Raw genomic sequence first — 22,501 nt, forward strand, 5'->3', positions numbered from 1 at the left:
ACAAAACTCTGCAAAAAATCAACTTCGATTTACCGATCGCTTACGCAGGTAACGACGGATTTTGGATTTTAACCCCCATTTCTCAATAAAATCTCCTCCCAACTCGGAAATTTTATTAAAAACTCGCAAAGTAAGGGCAAATACCCCCAACGGGAACCTTCTTGGAATCAGATAAATGTTCTGCTCTATTCGGTACTTATTGGATAAACTTCTTTTTCTTTCATTATCTCCATACAGAAAATCAAGCTGAGTAATTCTTTTATTGGCAATCAGATCACGTATCCGGTAAATTTGTACGACCGTGCCGATGGACTTATCTCCCCATGCCGGATCATAACCGGTGTGTTCCGCATAATAGGTTCCGTCATAAACATAACCAAGCTGAAAAGCAACCGGTTGCTGATTACAAATCAGAAGATAGCTCTGGAACCAGCCATTTCTCGCAGCAATTGTAAGAATACGGCGTGTTTCAGCATTATCACGAATTCCCAGACCCAGTAAATTACGCTGGTAGGTCTTGTCCGATACCTGTTGAGCCAGTGGCAGAAATTCCGCTATATCTTCAGGCGTAGTAAATATACGATGGTCAATCGTGATTTCAGAATCTTGTTCCAAACGACGCAACACACGCCGGATTTCCTTCCGGGTACCATATCCAAGATACTGAATATACTGATCAAAATTTGAAGGGAGGGTGATCAACCTTCTGTGGTAAGGCTTTCCTGAAAAAACAAGCTGATATTTTTTGCGTAGATCAGCATTCTGTCGAATAAACCGGCCAAAGAGTGAGTCGAGCTCCATACCCAGCACGTATAAAGCCTCACGATTCCCGAGCAGTATCCACACATAATCAAAAAGTGTGGATAGCACTTCATCAGTATTGACTCCATTCGCAAATAAAGGTCCTGCAGTAATACTGTAACGGCGAATCCGATATTCCCAGAGCGAAACCCCAAGTAATTCAAAACTCAAAGCTGTCGGATGTACAAAGAACGGAGCATAAGCCACTACAGTACCGTCATTCGCAAGCGAGAAAAGAATTTTTACTGATTTATCATGACTGCATTTAGTGAAAAGCCAATCCGGGTCATGATCCATCACTGCAGCAGAATGATCTCGAATGAAGTCCTTGATGGCAGCCAGCATCTGCATCCGTATCGTGGTATCCAACTGATCCAGATCCTGCCAGTCATAACGTTGATCAGAACGTGTGATGTAATGCGATTCTGAAGAGAGGGGATTTGATTGAACCATAACACTTTCTGAATAAATCAATATATTGTTGTTTTTATGCTGCTGTTCGAAGCATCTGCTTTATGTATGCTCTCAACTCAATTATCTCCAGCAACCGGACAATCATCGCTGATGATGTATCGTACTGCCATGTCATAGGTTGACATAAGATCGTAGGAAGCAAAGCACTGATATTCGTGTATTTTCTTCAGCTTGCAATACTTCCCAGCCACTTCTTCCTCGGGAAACTCAACAAATTTCTTTATTCTTATAAAAATGTACTACTGAATTTTGCATAAATTTTTCAAGCAGTTTTCAAAATTGTCATCAGGTACAATCCGGTACCCAGATAATATATGCGGGATTATCTCAGCGAACCAGGCCTGAGTATCAGTGATAATCACTACCGGCTTAAGGTGTCAGAAACTACTGAAATTTGAAATTTATCGAATCAGGCTTGCCCACTCCGGAGCACGATCTTTAGTTGACTCAAAACCTGCAGAATGATTACAAACATAAATCAGTCTACTTTCGTCAAGCAACTTTCTGATCTCGGAGTTTATTCAATACATGCCCTGTATTATTGAATGTATTCCTAAGAAAAGATTCGAACATTAACAACGTCCAGATAGGCGCACTGTAATCCCGGCTCCCGGACTGGTGCTGGTCGAGCATTTTTTTGATGAATCCCATATCGAAAATTCCAGTATCAGCCAGTGTATTGCCAAGCAGTGCGCTATGGACACGATCACGCAATGGGCCACGAAACCAGCTTGCCAGAGGTACCGAAAAACCCATCTTGTTCCGGTAAAGCACTTCGTGCGGTAAATAGGGTTCAAGCGATTTCTTGAGAATGTACTTCCCTTCCTGATGGCGCAGTTTCAATGAAGCTGGCAGCCCCGAAACCCATTCGACCAGCTCATGATCCAGCAGTGGAACTCGAACTTCCAGCGAATGAGCCATACTGGCGCGATCCACCTTAGTCAAAATATCGCCCACAAGATAGGTTTTCATATCCAAATACTGAATCAGTGATAAAGCCTCTTTTGTCGGGCTTTTATCCGCGTAATCACGTAATACTTCTACCGCCCGATAACCCTGCAGAGCATGATAAAAATCCCGGGTAAACAACTGCATACGCAGCTTATTATCCAGAATGGATACGCTGTGGAAATAACCTTCCACGGAATCACGGGCAAGGGATTCGAAAGTAGTTTTAGCACGCAAAAATTTCGGCGCCCAGTCAGCTTTAGGGTACACGCTACCCAGCAGACCAAATAAAGGCTTCCGCAATCCCAGTGGCAATTTCGAGCGTAACTGCTCTTCCAGCATGTGCCAGCGATAACGGCGGTAGCCGGCGAAATTCTCATCTCCTCCATCTCCGGAAAGGACCACTGTCACCCGCTTTCTGGCCAGCTCACATACACGATAAGTCGGTATGGCGGAGCTGTCAGCAAATGGCTCGTCGTACAATGCAGCCAGCCGATCTATGAGATCAAAATCATCCTGTTCCACCTGTTCGACAAAATGCCGGGTCTGGTAGCGATCAGAAACCAATCGGGCATAGTCCGATTCATCAAAAGCAGGATCGGCAAAAGCGATTGAACAGGTATTGACCGGTTCTTTCATCAGTCCCCCCATCATCGCGACAACAGCGCTGGAATCCACCCCACCGGAAAGAAATGCACCCAGCGGCACTTCGCTCATGAGGTGACTGTCCACCGCGTTTCGCAATCGGGCAATCAGTTCTTCTGCAGCTTCCTGCTCATTCAAAGGGTCATGTGGTGTAAACGGTATATCCCAGTATTGACGGGATTGCACAGTCTGTTGTCCGCGCTGCAGTAACAACAGATGACCAGGATTCAGTTTGAAGGCCTTCTTAAAAATAGTTCTCGGCTCAGGGATATAGCCATAGGCAAAATAATCTTCTATCGCCCGATGATCGAACGTTTTGTCAAAATCCGGATAAACCAGCAGCGCTTTTAGTTCCGAGGCAAAGAGAAATAATCCGTTATCCAGCAACGTATAATAAAATGGTTTAATACCCAGCCGGTCACGTGCCATGAACAACGTTTGCCGGTTACGATCCCATATACCAAAGGCAAACATACCACTAAAACGCTCGACACAACGTTCGCCCCACTCTTCCCAAGCATGTACGATCACTTCCGTATCGCAATGGGTACGAAATCGGTGACCCAGCGCGGTCAATTCCCCGACCAGTTTCTGGAAATTATAGATTTCACCATTGAAGACAACGACCACGCTGCCGTCCTCATTGAACAACGGTTGCTGACCGCTGGATACATCCATGATCGACAGGCGGCGATGCCCCAATCCCAATCCTGGTTCAACATATACCTCTCCTTCATCCGGCCCCCGATGCATCAGTGTCTCATTCATGTGATGGAGCAGATTACGGTCAATCTCACTCGAGCTGCGTGTATCAAATACACCTGTTATGCCACACATATTTTTATCCGGTCAGTTGATCGTTTCAGTGTTTGATTTATAATCCAGTACCCGATCATAAACCGTAAGATAACCATTTGTCATTGCACGCATACTGAACTGCCGCTCAATGACCGCTCGTGCGCATTGTCCGTGTCTGTGTGCCATAGTATCGTTTTGATAATACTGACGTATCGCACCCGCCAGTGCAACCGGATCTCCCGGCGGCACCAGACAGCCGGTTTCTCCCTCCAGGACCAGCTCAGTATTACCCCCCACCCGGGTTGCAATAACTGGCAAACCACTCGCCATGGCTTCCAGAACAGTATTGGAAATTCCCTCCCCTAAAGAGGGCAGTACGAACACATTCATTGCCTGCATCAATCGAAAAATATCGTCACGTTCCCCCGGAAGCCAGGCAAATTGCTCAGCCCCGGCCGAACGCAGCATGGTCTCGCACTCCGCTTTCGCAACACCCTCTCCCGCAATAATGAGTCGTAATGGCCGCCTACCGGTTGCAGATAACTCATTTCGCAGCATCAGAAAAGCTCGTACCAATGTTGGGAAATCCTTGACTGCCGCCATTCGGCCGACACTACCCACGGCAAACGGCCGGTCATCGAAAAAACCCGGAGGGAATATCTCAATCGGGACAATACCACCAGGATGGAAACGCAGATGCTCCACACCATTATAAATCTGGTGTACTTTCACTGGAGATACCTTCACCGTATTGATTAGCCAGTTTTCCAGATCTTTACTGACAGTAATGAAATGATGAATGAATGGGCGAATCGCCTTGCGCAACAAATTGTATTTCCAGTTTTTACCATCGAGGTCAAAAATATCCCGGCCATGCTCTCCATGTACTCGCGCCTTCACCCCTGCCGCAGCAGCAACCACCTGAGCTTCCATGGCCGCAAGATTGCGTGTATGTACGATATCCGGCTTGAGGCGCTTGAATACTCTGTAAAGTTTGCCGTAAATACTAAAATCTTTTCCTTCGCGTTTGTTCAGCGCAATGATCTCGACATCATCTCGGTTAAGGCGTTTGTGAAATTCTGAGAATCCTCTGAGACAAATAATGGCATGTCGGTAACGATTCTCAGGAATATGATTGATCAGATTCACCAAGCCATTCTCAAGCCCGCCTACTCCAAGATGAAAAATCACATGCGCAATCAGAGGAGGATGAGGCATTACTCTGGCTTCTGTTTCAGTCAGTCTGTGCGCTGTGAACAGCCAGCAGTTTTCTGGCAATCACTGGTTGCATATCAGTGATAAATTCACGCAACACTACTGCAGCTTCTTCCAGATCATGTTCATAGCTCGCGGCAATAATAATTTCGGCACCATCATCCCCGTTACCCCGAACCCGATTCAACGCCTGGATCATCTTAGCAACATAAGGATCAGCCGTTTCATGGTCGGTCAGCCAGAACCATCTCCAGATCAGCAGACGCTCTTTCGAAGCATGTAACTGGTTCTGGTGTACGGTAAACGGTGTATCACCCAATGAAATATTACGCCTGCTCCCATCCACATTTCGCCATCCGCTATCCCGATCAGTCACCAGAACGTTGCTGGAGCTGACCAGTTTGTTATCCTGATCCTGGTTCCGGTAATACGTTATATAAAGACCAATGTGTTTATTATTATGAGAAAAATGGCCGATGAATTGCTTGGGAGAGCCGGTATATCCAGGCATCCAGTCAGTAAGAGGAACCGGATGTGTACTCCATTTCCCGGAAGGATCCACCATACTGATTTCCGGTACCGAGCGCATATCAGATTTATCATTCAAATAATTCAGATAAACCGGCCAGATCGTAACGACGGCTATCACCAATCCAGCCATACCCAGTATGGATTTAACTGGAACAGAAGAAGATTTCAAACTGGCTAGAGGAGCGTTCTCAACTGATCCGACCTCATCGAAGTAATCTTCTCGCCAGAACGAGCCGATCCAGAACAGCAGCAGCATGACCAGACCAAAGAAAATCCAGCCATAAACCAAATGATCGACACCGACAGCCAATTGCATATTACTGAGATGACCAGTCATCACGATCAAGTACGCGCGTATCCCGTTGGCAACAATCGGCACCGCGATCGAGAACGCGATGAATACCAGTCGCCGGCTGATACTGTGATAGGTCAGATAGGCGTAAAGTGTTCCCAACGTCACTGAAGCAATCAGATAACGTATTCCACTACAGGCTTCCACAACCGACCAGTTACCACTGGGAATACTGAAGAAGCTCCCCTCACGATAAACTGGAATACCCGTTGCCTGTAACGCACCGACGGTAAAATCAGCTGTGAAATCAATGAGAGGTGGAATGAATACCTCACCAAACGGTACGGCAAACAATAGATATGCGAGTGGAAACAGAATAGTATTGAAAGCGCGAAAACCAAGCAAAGCCCAGACGACGACAGGTATCATTGCTGTGAGAGCGTACTGCTCCGCCACTTGGACATTTGAAGCAGAAGCCAATAACCACCCCAGCCCCAACACGACCAACACCAACAATGAGATATAGTCAGGATAGTATTGAATTGTCGCCAGCATTGCACGCTTTTTCCAAATCATATACATACTGAACGGAAAAATCAGGTAACCGTGGGCATAGGTATCAGATCGATTCCAGGTCGCTACCATCGATTCAACGGTTGGATGATAAATACCCAGGATGACAGCGATTACAAACAGGGTAATTAATACCGCTACACTTCGTTTATTCATCCTTCTGTTCTCGACAACATCACATTGTGATTGAATCGTAATACTCATAACAAAACCGTTAATTAAAACAACCTTCCGATAACATGATACGGGTAGAAACGGCTCGTTCTTACTGAACCTTAACCTCTGAAGGTCCTGCAAGTAATGCATCAATTCGCGACAAATTGGCTCGCCAGGTGTAATCTCGCAAAACTCGTTCTCTCGCCAATCGTCCCATGGTTTCCTGTTTATCAGAATCGAGAAGCAAGAGAATTTGCTCAGCAAAACCCCTGGCATCTCCAGCCACTACCAGTTCCCTTCCTGATATAGCATGAATTCCTTCCATCGCCTGCATGGAAACAACAACAGGTTTTTGCATGGCCATTGCCTCCAGCACCTTGTTCTGGATGCCGCGCGCAATCCGCAAGGGAGCAACTGCTACCGCCGCATGCATAAGATATGGGCGGATATCTTCAACGGCACCAGTTACATAAATACCCGGCAAATCTGCCAACATCTGTACCTGTCTAGCTGGTTTAGCACCCACAATATAAAAATCGACATCAGGCTGTTTCATGCGTATAGCAGAAAATACTGAATTTACAAACCAGCTTACTGCATCAATGTTAGCCCAATAATCCATGGCGCCTGTAAATACCAGCACTTTCTTTGCAGCCGCGTAAGGGTTGGAATAACTTCGTTGAGGGGAGAAAAAATCAGTATCGACACCGTTATTGAAAAATGTCGTCTTACTTGCTGCGTCTGGAGCAAGCTGTCGGAATAATTCCGCTTCTTTTTCAGAAACAAAAGTCGAATAACTGAATTTTTCCGCTACCTTCCTTTCATAATTCAACAAGCATCGTGATTCTCTGTGATAAATCAGGCTGAACGGCCAAGACTTTGATAAAGCATACTGTCGCCATTTATCCGAATCTACATCCACAAAATCGATGATACGTCTGCAAGCAGGTAAGCGCTCCACATATTGCGCCATGGCAGAAGAAAAAATCACAATATCTTGTATATGTTCATTGCTGTACACCGCTTTAACCCATTGCATCAGTTTCGTATTACGATAATAAGCTAGCGTCAGCGGATCATTCCCAGATAACGCAAACAAACTTCTTATCTTGGCTGACAGTGGATCTAACTCGACAATACATACATCCTGACAGTAATTCCTGACTTTATCCTCATACTGCCAGTCCTCTTCATTATCGATGAATGTCCCCAGATACACACGATAGCGTTTGCTCAGGTGTTGCAGGAGATGAAAAGAACGTATTTTGTCTCCCTTATTGGGTGGATAAGGGATTCTGTGTGTCAGGTAAAGAAGCCCTTGCATCCCTTCTCAGCCTAAATTCTTAACGACATGCGGGCCTATCATATTGGCGAGAGCTAATGGCAGCTTCTGCCATGTCTTGATAAAAAGTTGATATTTTGGATTAAGTGGATTATGTTCAGGAATCGTTTTTGCTTGATGAAGCTGATATTCATAAAATAACGGCTGTGGTTCAAACCCCCAGTTCTTTTTAAAACTATACGATCCGGTTCCTTGCTTGCTACGTCCGAAATCAAAAATCCGATAACCTCGTTCACAGGCATGCCGCATCAGTTCCCAGTACATGAAATCATTACCCGCCAGATCTCGAGCTGCATCTGTTCCACCGCCATAATAAGGCAGCACTTCATCTCGAAAATAGAAGCTCATAACTGCACTAACCACATTTTCATCTTTAGTGATGATGAGCAGTTCACAATCTTCTGCAAAAACAGTTTTCAGTAACCGGAAATATTTGCGGGAGAAAACTGGTGTCCCCAGGCGATGCACACTAGCCGAGTAGGCCTGGAAAAAACGTTCTATATCTTTATCTAGATAACTCTGCAGCTCGTATTTTATTCCTTTACGTACCATAGCCCGCTGTTTGCGGGGAATCGCTAACATGTTTCGCTCCACATCCGGATCCATAGTTTTGCGAAACGTAACATATAGATCTTTGGTGGCCCAGTCGTGATGAAACGGACGAAGGTGACGATATTCCAGATAATCAACCTTCAGATGTGTTGCCAGCATCTGGGCTACCTGATCAAGACGGGTTCGTGCGTCATCCGATATTGCAGCAATACCGCCATATACACAAAATGGCAAAGCACTCAGACTGTGTCCAAACAATAAACTGTCAACCTCCGCCAGAGGCAGCACACCTTGAATACACCCGTCCTCTTCTACATACAGGAACCAGGTTTTATGTCCGAAAGCTTGTTCTATTACCTGCTGCCACCCAGCACGATGAAAAAAGGTTGCTTCAGGACAGGCCATAACGAACTCATCCCACGCCTGGAATTTATCTGGAGATAACACAGAAATCCCTGGTAATGCGCCTGGAAATAGACAAAGCATATTCTGCACAAGAATACTGTTGAACTTACACTGACTGTCGCAGGAAAATCTGATCCATACGCCCCCAGTCAAAATGCTGGGTCAGGGCACTAAGGCGTTTTTCCATACGATTCAGATTGAGATAATGGCGGAAACGTGTTCTGAAGCTGATTCCTGTTTGCCGAGGCTGATTGGGATCAATCTCCCACGGATGAAAATAAAAAATCGCAGGTTGACGATCAACTGTGTTGACTCTTTGCAGGAACCAGCGTGAGATCACATAGGGCCAGAGACGGAAATAGCCACCACCACCCGCCGGAAAATTACGTCCGAACAAACGTACGGTAGTAACTGGTAATTCGAGTATTCCTCGGGAAGCCTCGGGGTTAAAAGCAAAACGAGGTGCATCCGGCATACCGTAATGATCGTGCGCTACCGGATAAATGCTTGAACTATACCGATAACCCGCTTCTCCCAGACAATCCAGTGCCCAAAGATTATTTCCATTAATAGAAAAGCTTGGAGCACGATATCCCTGTACAGACCAGCCACCAATATCTTCCAGCAAGGATTTACTACGGGTAATGTCATCATAAAACTCCCTGCGGCTTAACTCAGTAACACGGTGATGAGCATAACCATGACTAGCTAGTTCATGACCATTCTCAACAATTCTTTTTACCATAGACGGATAACGTTCTGCTATCCAGCCTAACGTGAAAAAAGTAGCTTTGATTTCATGCTCATCCAGCAACATGAGGATCCGGTCAATATTACGCTCGACCCTGCATGGCAGATTATCCCAGGAAGAACGCGGGATGTGGCGGGCAAAAGCTGATACCTGGAAATAATCTTCCACATCAATAGTCAACGCATTACGGATCATAGGACTCATTCAGGGGAAACCGTCAGATCAAATTCTTTCTGAATATCAAACATTACTTCATTCGCTTCAGCTTTACCCAAAGTCTGTAATTCTTCCAAACATCCCATAATCAGCAATCTGTCACAAAACAGATTGATTTTACGAGGAATTCCAGCAGAAAAATTATGTATCACCTCAAAAATTTCATCCTGTAATACAGGATTACCACTCCAGCCGGCTTTCTGAAGACGATGTTCAATATAAGCTCTGGTTTCTGCCTGATCCAACGGACCCAAATGATAGGTGGCAATGACTCTCTGGCGTAGTTGCTGCATTTGATTGCCGAGCAATGTTCTCCTGAACTCTGGCTGGCCAAGTAAAAAGGTCTGTAACAAAGGTCTGTTATCTGATTGAAAATTGGATAACATTCGCAACTCTTCAAGTGTTTGTGGAAGAAGATTTTGTGCCTCGTCAACCACTAGTAAGGCTCGTGTACTTTCCCGTTCACACTTGCGCATAAACCGCTCAAGTTCGAGCAACAGTGCAGCCTTGGACAAACCTTCATAAACCAGCCCAAAAGCAGCGGCCACCATTCTTAGAGCATCATCCGGATCCAACCTTGTACTTACCAGTTGTGCAGCCGCCACCCGCTCCTGCTTCAACTTCTGAAACAGGTAGCGCATCAAGGTTGTTTTCCCAGCGCCTACATCACCTGTAATGATGATAAAACCATCTTCCTGCGAAAGACCATATTCAAGATAAGCCGCAGCACGTTTATGGCCTCGACTGGGGAAAAAGAAATTCGGGTCAGGCTTTAACTGAAATGGTTTCTCGACAAAACCATAGTAGGCTAAATACATAATAAAGCTTCAACTTTCTAAAAATTCATATTCAAAGTCGCTGTCACCGCATTGGCATCATAGCTACTATTATTGCGATTGGATTCACGCTGCAGGTGATAGTACATGATCGAACCAGTGATATGAGAGGTAAATTGTTTATTCAAGCCAGCCCTCACTATCATGTTGTCATCTTTCAGATTAACTGCATCATAACTGGTTCTTATGTATCCCAGATTGATATTGGCACTTGTTCTAGGAGACAACCGATAATTCCACAATATATTACCCCCAGTCTGAGTAGTATCCCGGGTCAGTACTGCATTACCAATACCAATCAAATCAGCATCCTCCTCATCCGAACTGAATGATTTTCTGGAATAGTTAAATCCACGAAATACAAGTGAGTTTTTCTTACCATTTATAGTAAGCGAAGCCTGTAAACGTCTAAGTAAAAACAAACGATTAGTCAGAAAATTATTTGGATCAGCAAATGAGGATGGAAGCCCTTGGTTCAATAACGCTTCTCCTCCCTGCAAACCAGAAAATAACTGGCTCAACATAGAGGCATTCAGAATCGAGCCACCAGCCAGAGATTGCTGACCGAAAGTGGAGATATCTTCTATGTAACTCAGATTCCATACTGTATTGCGAGTACGGTGATCAACTGACGCCGCGTAAGTATTCCCGAAAAATCTTTTTCCTCCCGATGCATCAATTTTTGTCCTTTTGGTAGGCGTCCAGGAAAAACCAACCGTCCACAAAGGGCTGGATGTTCGCCCTCTTATCGAAATAAAACTGTTACGTTCATACCCCGCTGTACCGATCAGGTTAAATTGTGACGTTACAGCATATCTGAGCATACCAGTAGTTCGTTCCAGCTCAATCGTTTGCAACCTCCCAAGATTGGGCCTAGCATATTTTCTATCGATCTGTGTATGACTGTAATTGATTCCCCAGCCAAGCGTCTTGAACGCCGAACCGCTATTCAGAGAAAGAATTGCTGTATCAGAACTGCTATTGGAAAAATTGTTGACATTTGAACTAACCTCGCCGTGAACGTAGCGAACTTCACCTGAAGCAAGATTGCTGAAACGCTGACGCACATAGGGGCTGATACTCCACCTGTAAATATTTCTCAGATTCCCTGTCAAGGTAGCATTATCCAGCGCCTGAGATCCAAATAAAAAAGCATTCTGCTGGGAAATTGCTGCTCGACCATCTATAAAAAAATGGTGCTTGATAATTTCAGCACTCGTATCAGCATTCAATAAATTCCGTATCCGGAATCGCTCATTTTTTGCATAAACGAGATTATTCAAAGTGTAATTGAGATTTGACTTAAAACGATGCCCTTCGCCTGTTATATTCACTCCCGGACTGATCTGTGTAATAAATTCACTACCACTGCCAAATCCGCCTAATCCCCCAAAACCGATTCCTCCCCCCAGTCTTACGTTATCAGTATAGGTCTCACTAACCGTTAACCGTGGCTGGATATTCCACTCTGCTGCACTCACCTGAAAGACCCAGCTGCCCAACCCAATAACGCAGCTAACCCTAAGATACCTCTCCCAACGAGAGAAGCTGCCATTATTGCATCCAAGTAATTTCATCAATAATAGCCGTAGTATCCGGTACTGCCATGTGCCCTGGCTTTGTTATAAATGAGGTTAACCACATCACACGCTTCGATCTGCTGCAAAGCTTCCTTTACTGTCTGCTGAGTTGTTCTCTCTGCCTCGACTACCAAGACAATTTGTCCCATCTGGCCTGCCAGTACTCTCGCCTCACTAGTCAGCAATAACGGGGGAGAATCAAAAATTACCACACGATCATGATAGCGCTGTGCAAGCTCTACCAGAATAGACCGCATACTCTGGCTGGCCAGCAATTCAGTCGCATGTGTATGGCGCCTTCCCGCTGGTATCAACGTCAATTTTTTTACATTGGTTTTCATCATCACATCAGATATCGACAACTGTGAATCACGAAGTACATCCAGTAATCCCAGTTCTTCCGGACTGAAACCTAAAGTTGCAGGAATAGAGGGGCGCGCAACATCAGCATCTACCAGCAAAACCCGGTGATCCATTTCCATTGCGATACTCATTGCCAGATTCAGTGAACAGAAGCTTTTCCCTTCCCCGGATAGAGAACTGGTAACCATGATCAGATTACCGTTCTTTACTCCACTGTCCGGATTGAATGCGTTAGCAAGTAATGGACGCTTTATCAGCCGAAACTGCTCAGCTATCTCAGATTTAGTATGATGAAGTGTGACAACACCCTTACGGTGCAAATTTTCCAAATCGATTTCGATTTTTTTAACTGTTTTATTTGTACCAGCAGGTTTATTAAAAAGACTGGCTCCCCCTTTTTCTTTGACAATCCTGTCATGTTCGGTCCTTTCACCCGACACGCCGTCAGGGGGAAACAACGAATCAGGGCCGATTCCTTCACGAGAACCATGCTGCGACACACTGCTTGGCGTAAAACGATTCATATCATTTTTTACAAGCTTGTCCGCAGCCCTTTCTATCAGGCTCATATCCACTCCGTTATTATTCCAGTCGTATCCAAGTAAACCTGTGTTTTTGAATAAACATAACCACAGCCTTTACACCATCAATTCAGGTGGCCATCATTCCATGCGGTTTTACATACATCATCAAGACAACATAACATGCCATCAGCATCAGAAAAGAAATACCAAATGCATAAATTTTTCTCTTGTCTTTCAATTTTTCCTGTTCTGTCCACACCATTGGAATCGTCCCCAGAATCGGTAAACCTGTCAGTTCTCTCAAAGTACTCTGACTGTGAAATGTGGGCCGAATCTGACTGATAATGAAAGCAAAACCAATCCCTCCAGCCAAAGCTCCAATCAAAACAAGTGTAAAAAATTTATTACGATCCGGTCCGGATGGAGTTTCCGGAACTGTAGGAGGATCAACAATCCTGAATGACATCAGGCCTGAAGTAGAAGTCAACTCCCCAGAAATTTCAGCGGATGCTCTGCGCTCCAGCAGCTTCTCATAATTAGCTTTATTCACATTGTAATCACGATTAAGCTGCTGCATCTCCACCTCTACGGCGGGAACTGTATTACTCATGGATTTCAGACGTTCAAAGCGGGCCTCATACTCCGCTACACGTGCCTTCATGGACGCCACTTGTGCTTCGGATTCAGCTAGCGCAATATTCAGTTGCTGCATCATCGGATCATAATTCTTACCACGATTATTACCCGTACCGATAAGTTTGGCCTCTTCAACCTTACGCTCCTCTAATTGAGCAATCAGCCGCTTAGTAGCAACCACATCAGGATGTTGATCAGTAAAATTCAACATTAAATTATCCAGATTCGTATTCAATGCCTGAATACGGGAATCGATCTCCGGATTGACGATACTTTGTGGTGATACTTCACCCACTTCGAACAACAGCATCGGTTCATCACCCGTTATTTGCTTCTTGACCGCATCACGCGCCTGCTCAGCCTCAAGCAAGGTAAGCCTGGCTTTTTCCAATTCTTCTGCGGCTAACACCAGTTGACTGTAATAGTCCCCTCCTTGCCCGGGTAAGAAACCAATATTCTTTTGCTTGAAAGCTGTCAGCGCTGCTTCGGCAGCAACCAGTTTTTCCTCATAAGCAGCAATCTGCTGGTCGATAAAACGCAGCGCAGAAGCTGAATCCTGTTTTTTACCTTCCAGCCCACCTTCAACGAAAATAGTCAACAGCGACTGGACGATATCTTTAGCTAACTTTGGATCCTTGTTATCATAAGAAATCATGAAAATATTATCGCTACCCGTCGTTGCAAGCTTGATATCCTTCATTAATGTAGTGGCCAGCTTCTCTCTGACACTATCATCAGTAACCTTGATATCCAGATCAACCATACGAATGATTCTCTCGACATTCGGTCGACTGATGAGCGTCCGGCTCATTATGGTAATCTGCTGATCCGGATTAGGAGATACTGTCATGCCCGCCATCAGCGGACGCAGAATACTCTGGGTATCGACGTAAATCCGTGCAGAAGCCTGATAATTATCTGGCATCTGGTAAACGAAGAACCAGCCAGCAATCGCGATAGCCCATGCAGCCACAACTGAAACCCATCTATACTTCCAGATACCCTTGATATAAACCAGCAGTTGAGCAATCAACTCACTCATATCGGGTCACCTCTTCATTTATCACGATTGCGATCAGATCAATCAAAAAAAACTTTCAGGAATAACCAGCACATCACCCTGATAAACCGGAACATTGGCGGAGATATCACCATCCCGAATCAGATCTTCCAGTCTGACCCGAAACTGCTGTTGCTCACCATCGACTTTCCGAATAATTCTCGCTTTGTTTCCTGCTGCAAAATCAGTTAACCCTCCCACCGCAATCATGACATCTATTAATGACATATTCTCCCGATAAGGTAATGCCTGCGGTTGCGCTGCCTCGCCGATCACCCGGATCTGCTCACTAAATGGTCCAACAAAATCAGTTATGACAACGGTAACTACCGGCTGCTGCAAATACTTTGAAAGAGTCTCTTCGATACTACGCGCCAGTTCAGTTGAGGTCTTTCCACTTGCCGGCAAATCCTCTACGAGTGGCGTAGTAATCTTCCCATCCGGACGCACCGGCACGCTCATAGATATTTCCGGATTGCGCCAAACGATGATATTCAACGTATCGCCCGGCCCGATCAGATAATCGTGCGGTACCTGTTCACCTTGAGTAGAAAGTAGTGGATAAGTCGTGCAACCACCGAGCGTAAGCAGATAAAAAATAACTGATAGACTAACTATCCAGGCTTTAATGGAAATATTCACTCGAAACCCTCAATAAAAAACAAACGTGCCTCTAACCCTGATTCTCACTACAGGCACTACAGCCATACATATTACTATTACTTATCTGCAGATCGGGTAACTTATAGTTTATCTATCAGTTCAGCAGCGCTCCGCAACAACAGGGACCGTAACGAAAAATCTGCTTATGAAATAGGTATAACCTACTACACTTTTAAATGATGGAATATGACTAATATCACTTATTTTCACCCCGATATGGCATCCGATAAACATACACCCCGGCTAGCGTCAGAAATATTACGACTAAACTATATCGGTAAATCAACCAATATTTTTAACATGACAAGTTTTTTAGAACTATAAGGCACATTTTTACAACAGTGACCAGCTATTCAGAGTTGCTGCTAGTGCTTCCGTTCTTCGGCATGATACTGATGAGGCCTTGAATCCAACGATGTAAATTCAACTCTAAGTACTTCTCCCCCCACTTTTTCGGCTATCTTTCGAAATTCAGTAACGTGTATTTCGGCTGGAACAATAAAAACTTGAACTCTCTCCGATGTATAGTGAACCGTAACTTTCATATCCCCCCGCTAGTATCTACTTAAACAACAACTCCGTCCGCTCGATAGAACACTTCATTTCTTCAGTGTTGCCATTTGCCTTTTACATTTTTGCCTTTTAATATAGCCAGACGTAGATCATTGCTCTACTACACCAGCTGCCAGCCTTAAACCACCACTTTTTATTAAATCCCGGCAGAAACTCCCCAGATTCTAGATTGTTCAGATCAATTTAAATTCAGGATCAATAAAGCATTTATGGCTCAATACGTTTTAATCATGAATCGCGTCGGTAAAATCGTCCCTCCCAAACGCGTCATTCTTAAGGACATCTCACTGAGTTTCTTTCCAGGAGCAAAAATCGGTCTGCTCGGCTTGAATGGCTCTGGCAAATCCACTCTGCTAAAAATCATGGCCGGGGTGGATAAAGATTTTGAAGGGGAATGTACACCCATGCCGAATCTCAACATTGGCTACCTGCCGCAAGAACCGCAATTGGATCCCCAACTTACTGTGCGCGAAACAATCCAGGAAGGACTCGGAGACGTATTCAATGCACAACAACAACTGGAAGCGGTTTATGCGGCCTACGCCGAACCAGACGCCGATTTCGAAGCACTGGCAGCCGAGCAATCACGACTGGAAGCAATATTGACCACACAAAATGGGGACAATCTGTCCCAACAGATGGAAATAGCTGCTGATGCACTACGTCTTCCGGAATGGGATGCTCACATCCAGCACCTTTCAGGAGGAGAGAAACGTCGCGTTGCACTCTGCAGACTGCTTCTATCCAAACCGGATATGCTGCTTCTGGATGAGCCCACCAACCATCTGGATGCGGAATCGGTCGAATGGCTCGAACAATTTCTTGCACGTTTTCCCGGCACAGTAGTAGCCGTTACACACGACCGGTATTTCCTGGATAACGCAGCAGAATGGATATTGGAACTGGATCGTGGCCATGGTATTCCCTGGAAGGGGAACTATTCAAGCTGGCTGGAACAGAAAGAAACACGTTTGAAACAGGAAGAAAGTACAGAATCCGCCCGCCAGAAATCACTCAAACAAGAGCTGGAATGGGTACGGCAAAATCCCAAAGGCAGACAAGCAAAATCCAAGGCCCGACTGGCCCGATTTGAAGAACTCAGCTCCCAGGAATACCAGAAACGTAACGAAACGCAGGAGATTTTCATTCCTGTTGCAGACAGGCTAGGGAATGAAATCATCGAATTTATCAATGTCTCCAAGGGATTTGGAGATCGCCTGCTGATTGACAACCTGAATTTCAGAATACCGCCTGGTGCAATCGTTGGAATTATCGGCCCCAATGGTGCCGGAAAATCCACCTTGTTCCGTATGATTACAGGGAAAGAACAGCCAGATACGGGTGAAATCAAAACAGGTGAAACAGTAAAAATCGCCCATGTGGATCAGTCACGTGATGCTCTAGCTGATAGTCAGACCGTATTCCACGCCATCTCTGGCGGAAACGACATGCTCATCGTTGGCAAATATGAAGCACCTGCACGCGCCTACCTTGGCCGCTTTAATTTCAAAGGTCCTGATCAGCAAAAAATTACCGGAACACTTTCCGGTGGGGAACGAGGCCGGCTACATCTTGCTAAGACATTGATAGCGGGGGGTAACGTACTGCTGCTGGACGAACCTTCCAATGACCTAGATGTAGAAACACTGAGGGCACTGGAGAACGCTTTGCTGGAATTTGCCGGTTGTGTACTGGTAATCTCTCATGATCGCTGGTTTCTGGATCGCATTGCCACTCATATCCTGGCCTTTGAAGGCAATTCACAAGTCACGTTTTTTACGGGTAACTACCAGGAATACGAAGCCGACAAACGCCAGCGCCTTGGAGAAGAAGAGGCCAAACCCAAACGAATTCGCTACAAGCCGATTACCCGTTAATCAGCTGCTTACGCTCAGCAATCCCACAAAATTCAATCTTTACTGTAATTTACTGTATACTTACCGCCCTGCCTCTATCAAGTTCAAGGCAGGGTTTTAGGTTTCATCGTTTCTGACCTCTCCAGATTTCTCTGTTTCTTCTCGAAATTGTGCGGTATCCCTGGTTAGCAGCGATGTTTTATTGATTTGCGCCAGCGGTACCAGCAATTATTTGCTGCGGTATATTCCTGTTTGCGCATTAAATTTCTTCATTATCAGGAAAACCAAAGTGTCATTTGAAAATTTGAATCTGCATCCCGCAATTGTAAAAGCCGTAGTGGCAGCGGGTTATACCACCCCCACCCCAATTCAGCAGCAAGCCATTCCGGAGCTGATCGTGGGCCATGATGTCATGGCAAGTGCACAAACCGGAACCGGTAAAACAGCTGCCTTCATGCTACCAGCATTGCATCGTCTGGCCACACCCACACAAATTCGCGGACGGGGCCCACGCATACTGGTTCTGACACCAACACGTGAACTGGCTCTACAGGTTTCAGATGCCGCCAGCAAATATGGAAAATTCCTGTCACGTGTCAACGTCGTCAGTATTCTGGGCGGCATGCCTTACCCCCTGCAAAATAAGCTCCTGTCACAAACCGTCGACGTACTGGTTGCCACACCCGGTCGTTTAATTGACCACATCGAGCGCGGGCGGATAGATTTCTCGCGACTGGAAATGCTGGTTCTGGATGAAGCAGACCGCATGCTGGATATGGGATTCATCCAGGATGTCGAGCGTATCGCTCTCTCGACACCTGCCACCAGGCAAACTCTGCTGTTCTCAGCAACCCTGGACGTTGCAATCGAGAAAATCGCTGCGCGTCTGCTGAAAACACCGAAACGGATTCAGGTAGCTGCTCAGCATACCAAACTCGATCACATTGAACAGCGTATGCATTATGTAGATGATCTCATACACAAAAACAGGCTGCTGGATCACCTGCTGCGTGATACCACCATCAAACAGGCGATCGTATTTACTGCAACGAAACGTGATGCCGATTCCCTCGCGGACAACCTTTCTTCCCAGGGACACAAGGCTGCAGCCATGCACGGAGATATGACGCAGCGTGAACGTACACGCACTCTAACCGGCCTGCGTCAGGGTCGGCTCAAGATCCTGGTAGCTACAGACGTCGCTGCACGCGGGATCGATATTGCCGATATTACCCATGTCATCAATTTCGATTTGCCAAAGTTTGCAGAAGATTATGTGCATCGCATCGGGCGAACCGGCCGGGCTGGTGCTTCCGGTATCGCGGTTTCGTTCGCATCCGGAAAAGATGTTGCCCATCTGAAAAGAATCGAACGGTTTACCGGCAATCGCTTTGAATTTCATATCATACCCGGCATAGAACCTCGCACTAAACCAAGATTTGGTCGCGGTGATGATAAACCGGGAAGAAGATCATCTTCTGCCGCACACAAACCCCGGCGTTCATGGTCGGATAGTTCCAATACGCGTAATGCTTCCCCGAGTTACCGAGGAGACAAAGATACTGGATTCGGGCAACCATTTGCTCGCGAAACCCGGAAACGCCCGTTCAGGGACAGTAAATTCAACAGTACCGACCGTTTTGCTCGCACGGAGTAAAACCGGCATTTCCCGGGTATTGACTATCACGCCAGTACCCGGGTCATTTGGCTCACTGCGTGCTAATCACATGAAAAATCTGCACATAATTCGTTCAAAACTCAGAAAAGTGCACTGACAGCTTTTTCTACCCGCTCCACAGCGATGATTTCAATTCCTTTGACAGCCTGCCTGGACTGATTGGCCTTTGGAATAACCGCACAGGTAAAACCCAGTTTGGCAGCTTCTTTAATTCGCTCCTGTCCTCGCTGCACCGGCCGTATTTCACCTGCCAGTCCAATTTCTCCAAATATGACTGTTTTTTCAGGTAAAACCCGATTCTTCAGTGAGGAAACGATCGCCAGCATTACCGCCAGATCAGCTCCTGGTTCAGTAATCTTGACCCCTCCAACTGCATTGATGAAAATATCCTGGTCGAAACAGGGAATGCCGGCATGGCGGTGCAGCACCGCCAGCAACATTGCCAACCGGTTCTGTTCCAGTCCAACACACAATCTTCGGGGACTGGGTGCATGCGCCTCATCCACCAGCGCCTGGATTTCTACCAGCAGAGGACGTGTGCCCTCTTGCGTTACCATCACGCAAGTACCTGGTACACGTACACTATGGTGGGAAAGAAACAGCGCCGAAGGATTTCCCACTTCCCGTAATCCTTTTTCAGTCATGGCAAAAACGCCCAGCTCGTTAACTGCTCCAAAACGGTTTTTGAAAGCACGAACCAAACGAAATGTCGAATGTGTATCCCCTTCAAAATAGAGCACCGTATCCACCATGTGCTCCAGAACACGCGGCCCGGCCAATGCACCATCCTTGGTTACATGCCCTACCAGCACGAGGCAGGTACCACTGGTTTTGGCGAAGCGAGTCAGTCGCGCCGCACATTCACGCACCTGAGCCACCGAACCGGGCGCAGAGTGTAATGTTTCGGAATAAATTGTCTGAATCGAATCGATAATCGCGATACACGGACGATGTTCAGCCAAAATCGATTGAATCGCCTCCAGCCGGATCTCGGTCAACAAATCAACCTTGGCCACATCCAGAGACAACCGCCTTGCACGCAACGCTACCTGCTGCATGGACTCTTCACCACTGACGTACAACACCCGATGGTGAGCAGACATTCGGGACAATGCCTGTAACAACAGCGTCGATTTACCTATACCCGGATCGCCGCCTAATAATACAACCCCGCCTTGTACCAACCCTCCTCCCAGCACCCTGTCGAACTCATCCATCCCCGTCAGGAAACGAGGCATATCCTCAGTCTCGACTTCGCTCAGACTCAGCACCTGCTTCTGCGCCGAATCCGGGGAAAAACGCAATACATTCTTCTCTTGAACGGTTTCAGTCAATGTATTCCATTCACGGCAATGCGGGCACTGACCCTGCCATTTCAAAGTCTGTCCGCCACAAGAATTGCAGACATAAAGTGTCTTGAGCCTGGTCATGAACGGATCACATGATTGGAATTTTCGAACAGATGACAGTAAAGCTCGCCATTACGACCAGCGCGCTCTTGCCAAATAGAACAGTAATACAAGTGATAACCCTTTATGCAAAGCAGCTCAACGATAAACAGGCTGAAAAACTGATAAAATAACACCCGTTGCTCGCCGCACACCGGAGAGGTACCGAAGTGGCCATAACGGCGCTGACTCGAAATCAGATGGTCAGGATTTCCTGGCACGTGGGTTCGAATCCCACCCTCTCCGCCAAATTCCAAGTATATATCAAACGTTTTACACCCTCGCCAGATAGTCCTGCGACCATACCCTCCAGCAGCAAAACTGACTGATCCACTCATTGCAACCAGAGAACCCGAAAGCTGTATCACGGCAGTTATGCTCGGTCACACTTCACCGGCGCACTGCGTGATATCAAGGAATGCCTGAAATCGGATCGTTGCCAGTGCTATAATTTCGCAAATCCGACTGGTAATGCTGCCAAATTTTCAAAAATATCACTCCCGTGTTTCCGGTTTTACCCTTCAATTCCACACATCTGCTGGTCTTTATGAACGACCGGAACCCCACCGGCAGTATTCATATATTTTAGTATCCACATATAACATCTTTAATCCGTTGGAGGAATAATGAGTCACACACTATATGAGACCAAAACATCGCGTGTACAACGCTGCGAGCTGGCTGTTCCAGGCTCTCGTCCCGAAATGTTTGAAAAAGCGCTGAAAAGTGGAGTGGATTTCATATTTCTGGATCTGGAAGATGCAGTTGCACCGGATGATAAAATCCAGGCAAGAAAAAATATCATTCAGGCAATCAATGACCTGGATTGGAAAGGCCACGGTGTCACGCTCTCCGTACGCATCAATGGCCTCGATACCCAATACATGGTACGTGATGTAGTCGATCTGGTTGAGCAGGCCGGGCATAAGATCGATACGCTCCTGATTCCCAAAGTGGGTGTTTATGCTGATATCTATATGGTGGAAGCCATGCTCAGCCAGCTTGAAATGCAACAGGGATTGAAAAACCGGATCGGTGTGGAAGCATTGATCGAAACAGCACTGGGGATGGCTAATGTTGAAGACATTGCCCGCAGAGGAACAGCCGGGCGTCTGGAAGCTCTGCATTTCGGTGTGGCTGACTACGCCGCCAGCAACCGTGCCCGCACCACCAATATTGGCGGGCTCAATCCGGATTATCCTGGGGATCAGTGGCATGCGGCCATCAGCAGAATGACCGTTGCCTGCCGCGCATTCGGTCTGCGGCCGATCGATGGCCCGTTTGGTGACATTCAGGATCCCGAAGGTTACAAACAGGCAGCCAGACGCGCTGCAGCACTAGGTTGCGAAGGTAAATGGGCAATTCATCCGACACAAATCGCACTGGCCAATGAAGTCTTTACACCACCTACATCAGAAGTCGACAAAGCGAAACGCATTCTGACAGCATTGAAAGAAGCAGCAGCTCAAGGTAAAGGTGCAGCCTCACTTGATGGGCGCCTGATCGATGCCGCCTCGGAAAGAATGGCAAATAACATCGTCGGAATGGCGGAAGCGATTGCTGCCAAAAGCAAATAGGCAAATAT

16 protein-coding genes and 1 tRNA gene are annotated in these 22,501 nt (G+C 46.3%); 4 read left to right on the top strand and 13 right to left on the bottom strand.

Annotation, left to right across the window (positions count from 1 at the left end; translation table 11 throughout):
- Nucleotides 1-18 precede the first annotated feature (18 nt).
- From ABUL11_RS00375 to ABUL11_RS00430, 12 genes are all read right to left on the bottom strand, one after another.
- On the bottom strand, nucleotides 19-1,254 hold the full coding sequence (locus tag ABUL11_RS00375) for a GNAT family N-acetyltransferase (RefSeq protein WP_350281881.1): 1,236 nt from the start codon (nucleotides 1,252-1,254) through the stop codon (nucleotides 19-21).
- A gap of 513 nt (nucleotides 1,255-1,767) precedes the next feature.
- Nucleotides 1,768-3,705 carry an XrtA/PEP-CTERM system amidotransferase gene (locus tag ABUL11_RS00380; RefSeq protein WP_350281882.1) on the bottom strand — a complete coding sequence of 646 codons (1,938 nt, stop codon included), beginning with the start codon at nucleotides 3,703-3,705 and terminating at the stop codon, nucleotides 1,768-1,770.
- 12 nt (nucleotides 3,706-3,717) lie between these two features.
- Nucleotides 3,718-4,884 carry a TIGR03088 family PEP-CTERM/XrtA system glycosyltransferase gene (locus tag ABUL11_RS00385; RefSeq protein WP_350281883.1) on the bottom strand — a complete coding sequence of 389 codons (1,167 nt, stop codon included), beginning with the start codon at nucleotides 4,882-4,884 and terminating at the stop codon, nucleotides 3,718-3,720.
- Between the two features lie 16 nt (nucleotides 4,885-4,900).
- The gene (xrtA, locus tag ABUL11_RS00390; RefSeq protein WP_350281884.1) at nucleotides 4,901-6,433 is read right to left on the bottom strand and encodes an exosortase A; all 1,533 of its coding nucleotides are present in this window, start codon (nucleotides 6,431-6,433) and stop codon (nucleotides 4,901-4,903) included.
- 109 nt (nucleotides 6,434-6,542) lie between these two features.
- The gene (locus ABUL11_RS00395; RefSeq protein WP_350281885.1) at nucleotides 6,543-7,757 is read right to left on the bottom strand and encodes a TIGR03087 family PEP-CTERM/XrtA system glycosyltransferase; all 1,215 of its coding nucleotides are present in this window, start codon (nucleotides 7,755-7,757) and stop codon (nucleotides 6,543-6,545) included.
- A 6-nt stretch (nucleotides 7,758-7,763) separates the two neighbouring features.
- A complete protein-coding gene (locus ABUL11_RS00400) occupies nucleotides 7,764-8,813 on the bottom strand; it encodes a FemAB family XrtA/PEP-CTERM system-associated protein (RefSeq protein ID WP_350281904.1) in 1,050 nt (349 codons plus the stop codon).
- A gap of 25 nt (nucleotides 8,814-8,838) precedes the next feature.
- On the bottom strand, nucleotides 8,839-9,687 hold the full coding sequence (locus tag ABUL11_RS00405; RefSeq protein WP_350281886.1) for an XrtA system polysaccharide deacetylase: 849 nt from the start codon (nucleotides 9,685-9,687) through the stop codon (nucleotides 8,839-8,841).
- Nucleotides 9,684-10,517 (bottom strand): XrtA/PEP-CTERM system-associated ATPase, encoded by an 834-nt coding sequence (locus ABUL11_RS00410; RefSeq protein WP_350281887.1) that lies wholly within the window; start codon nucleotides 10,515-10,517, stop codon nucleotides 9,684-9,686. The genes ABUL11_RS00405 and ABUL11_RS00410 overlap by 4 nt, the downstream gene beginning before the upstream one ends.
- Before the next feature lie 17 nt (nucleotides 10,518-10,534).
- The gene (locus tag ABUL11_RS00415; RefSeq protein WP_350281888.1) at nucleotides 10,535-12,016 is read right to left on the bottom strand and encodes a TIGR03016 family PEP-CTERM system-associated outer membrane protein; all 1,482 of its coding nucleotides are present in this window, start codon (nucleotides 12,014-12,016) and stop codon (nucleotides 10,535-10,537) included.
- A 95-nt stretch (nucleotides 12,017-12,111) separates the two neighbouring features.
- A complete protein-coding gene (locus tag ABUL11_RS00420; RefSeq protein WP_350281889.1) occupies nucleotides 12,112-13,047 on the bottom strand; it encodes an XrtA-associated tyrosine autokinase in 936 nt (311 codons plus the stop codon).
- Between the two features lie 82 nt (nucleotides 13,048-13,129).
- A complete protein-coding gene (locus ABUL11_RS00425) occupies nucleotides 13,130-14,680 on the bottom strand; it encodes an XrtA system polysaccharide chain length determinant (RefSeq protein WP_350281890.1) in 1,551 nt (516 codons plus the stop codon).
- 42 nt (nucleotides 14,681-14,722) lie between these two features.
- Nucleotides 14,723-15,340: an XrtA/PEP-CTERM system exopolysaccharide export protein gene (locus ABUL11_RS00430; protein ID WP_350281891.1), complete on the bottom strand. Its 618-nt coding sequence runs from the start codon at nucleotides 15,338-15,340 to the stop codon at nucleotides 14,723-14,725.
- 803 nt (nucleotides 15,341-16,143) lie between these two features.
- On the opposite strand from ABUL11_RS00430, the gene ettA reads away from it, so the two are divergent.
- Nucleotides 16,144-17,811: an energy-dependent translational throttle protein EttA gene (gene ettA / locus ABUL11_RS00435; RefSeq protein WP_350281892.1), complete on the top strand. Its 1,668-nt coding sequence runs from the start codon at nucleotides 16,144-16,146 to the stop codon at nucleotides 17,809-17,811.
- A gap of 268 nt (nucleotides 17,812-18,079) precedes the next feature.
- Nucleotides 18,080-19,447 carry a DEAD/DEAH box helicase gene (locus tag ABUL11_RS00440; RefSeq protein ID WP_350281893.1) on the top strand — a complete coding sequence of 456 codons (1,368 nt, stop codon included), beginning with the start codon at nucleotides 18,080-18,082 and terminating at the stop codon, nucleotides 19,445-19,447.
- A gap of 101 nt (nucleotides 19,448-19,548) precedes the next feature.
- Here the strand turns inward: ABUL11_RS00440 and radA are convergent, their stop codons facing one another.
- On the bottom strand, nucleotides 19,549-20,898 hold the full coding sequence (radA, locus tag ABUL11_RS00445) for a DNA repair protein RadA (RefSeq protein WP_350281894.1): 1,350 nt from the start codon (nucleotides 20,896-20,898) through the stop codon (nucleotides 19,549-19,551).
- A 174-nt stretch (nucleotides 20,899-21,072) separates the two neighbouring features.
- On the opposite strand from radA, the gene ABUL11_RS00450 reads away from it, so the two are divergent.
- Together ABUL11_RS00450 and ABUL11_RS00455 are read left to right on the top strand one after the other, a co-directional pair.
- A tRNA-Ser gene (locus ABUL11_RS00450) sits at nucleotides 21,073-21,165 on the top strand.
- A 377-nt stretch (nucleotides 21,166-21,542) separates the two neighbouring features.
- Nucleotides 21,543-22,493: an HpcH/HpaI aldolase/citrate lyase family protein gene (locus tag ABUL11_RS00455; protein WP_350281895.1), complete on the top strand. Its 951-nt coding sequence runs from the start codon at nucleotides 21,543-21,545 to the stop codon at nucleotides 22,491-22,493.
- Nucleotides 22,494-22,501 lie beyond the last annotated feature (8 nt).

This window comes from Nitrosomonas sp. (assembly GCF_040256045.1).
In the GTDB taxonomy this organism is placed as follows: Bacteria; Pseudomonadota; Gammaproteobacteria; order Burkholderiales; family Nitrosomonadaceae; genus Nitrosomonas.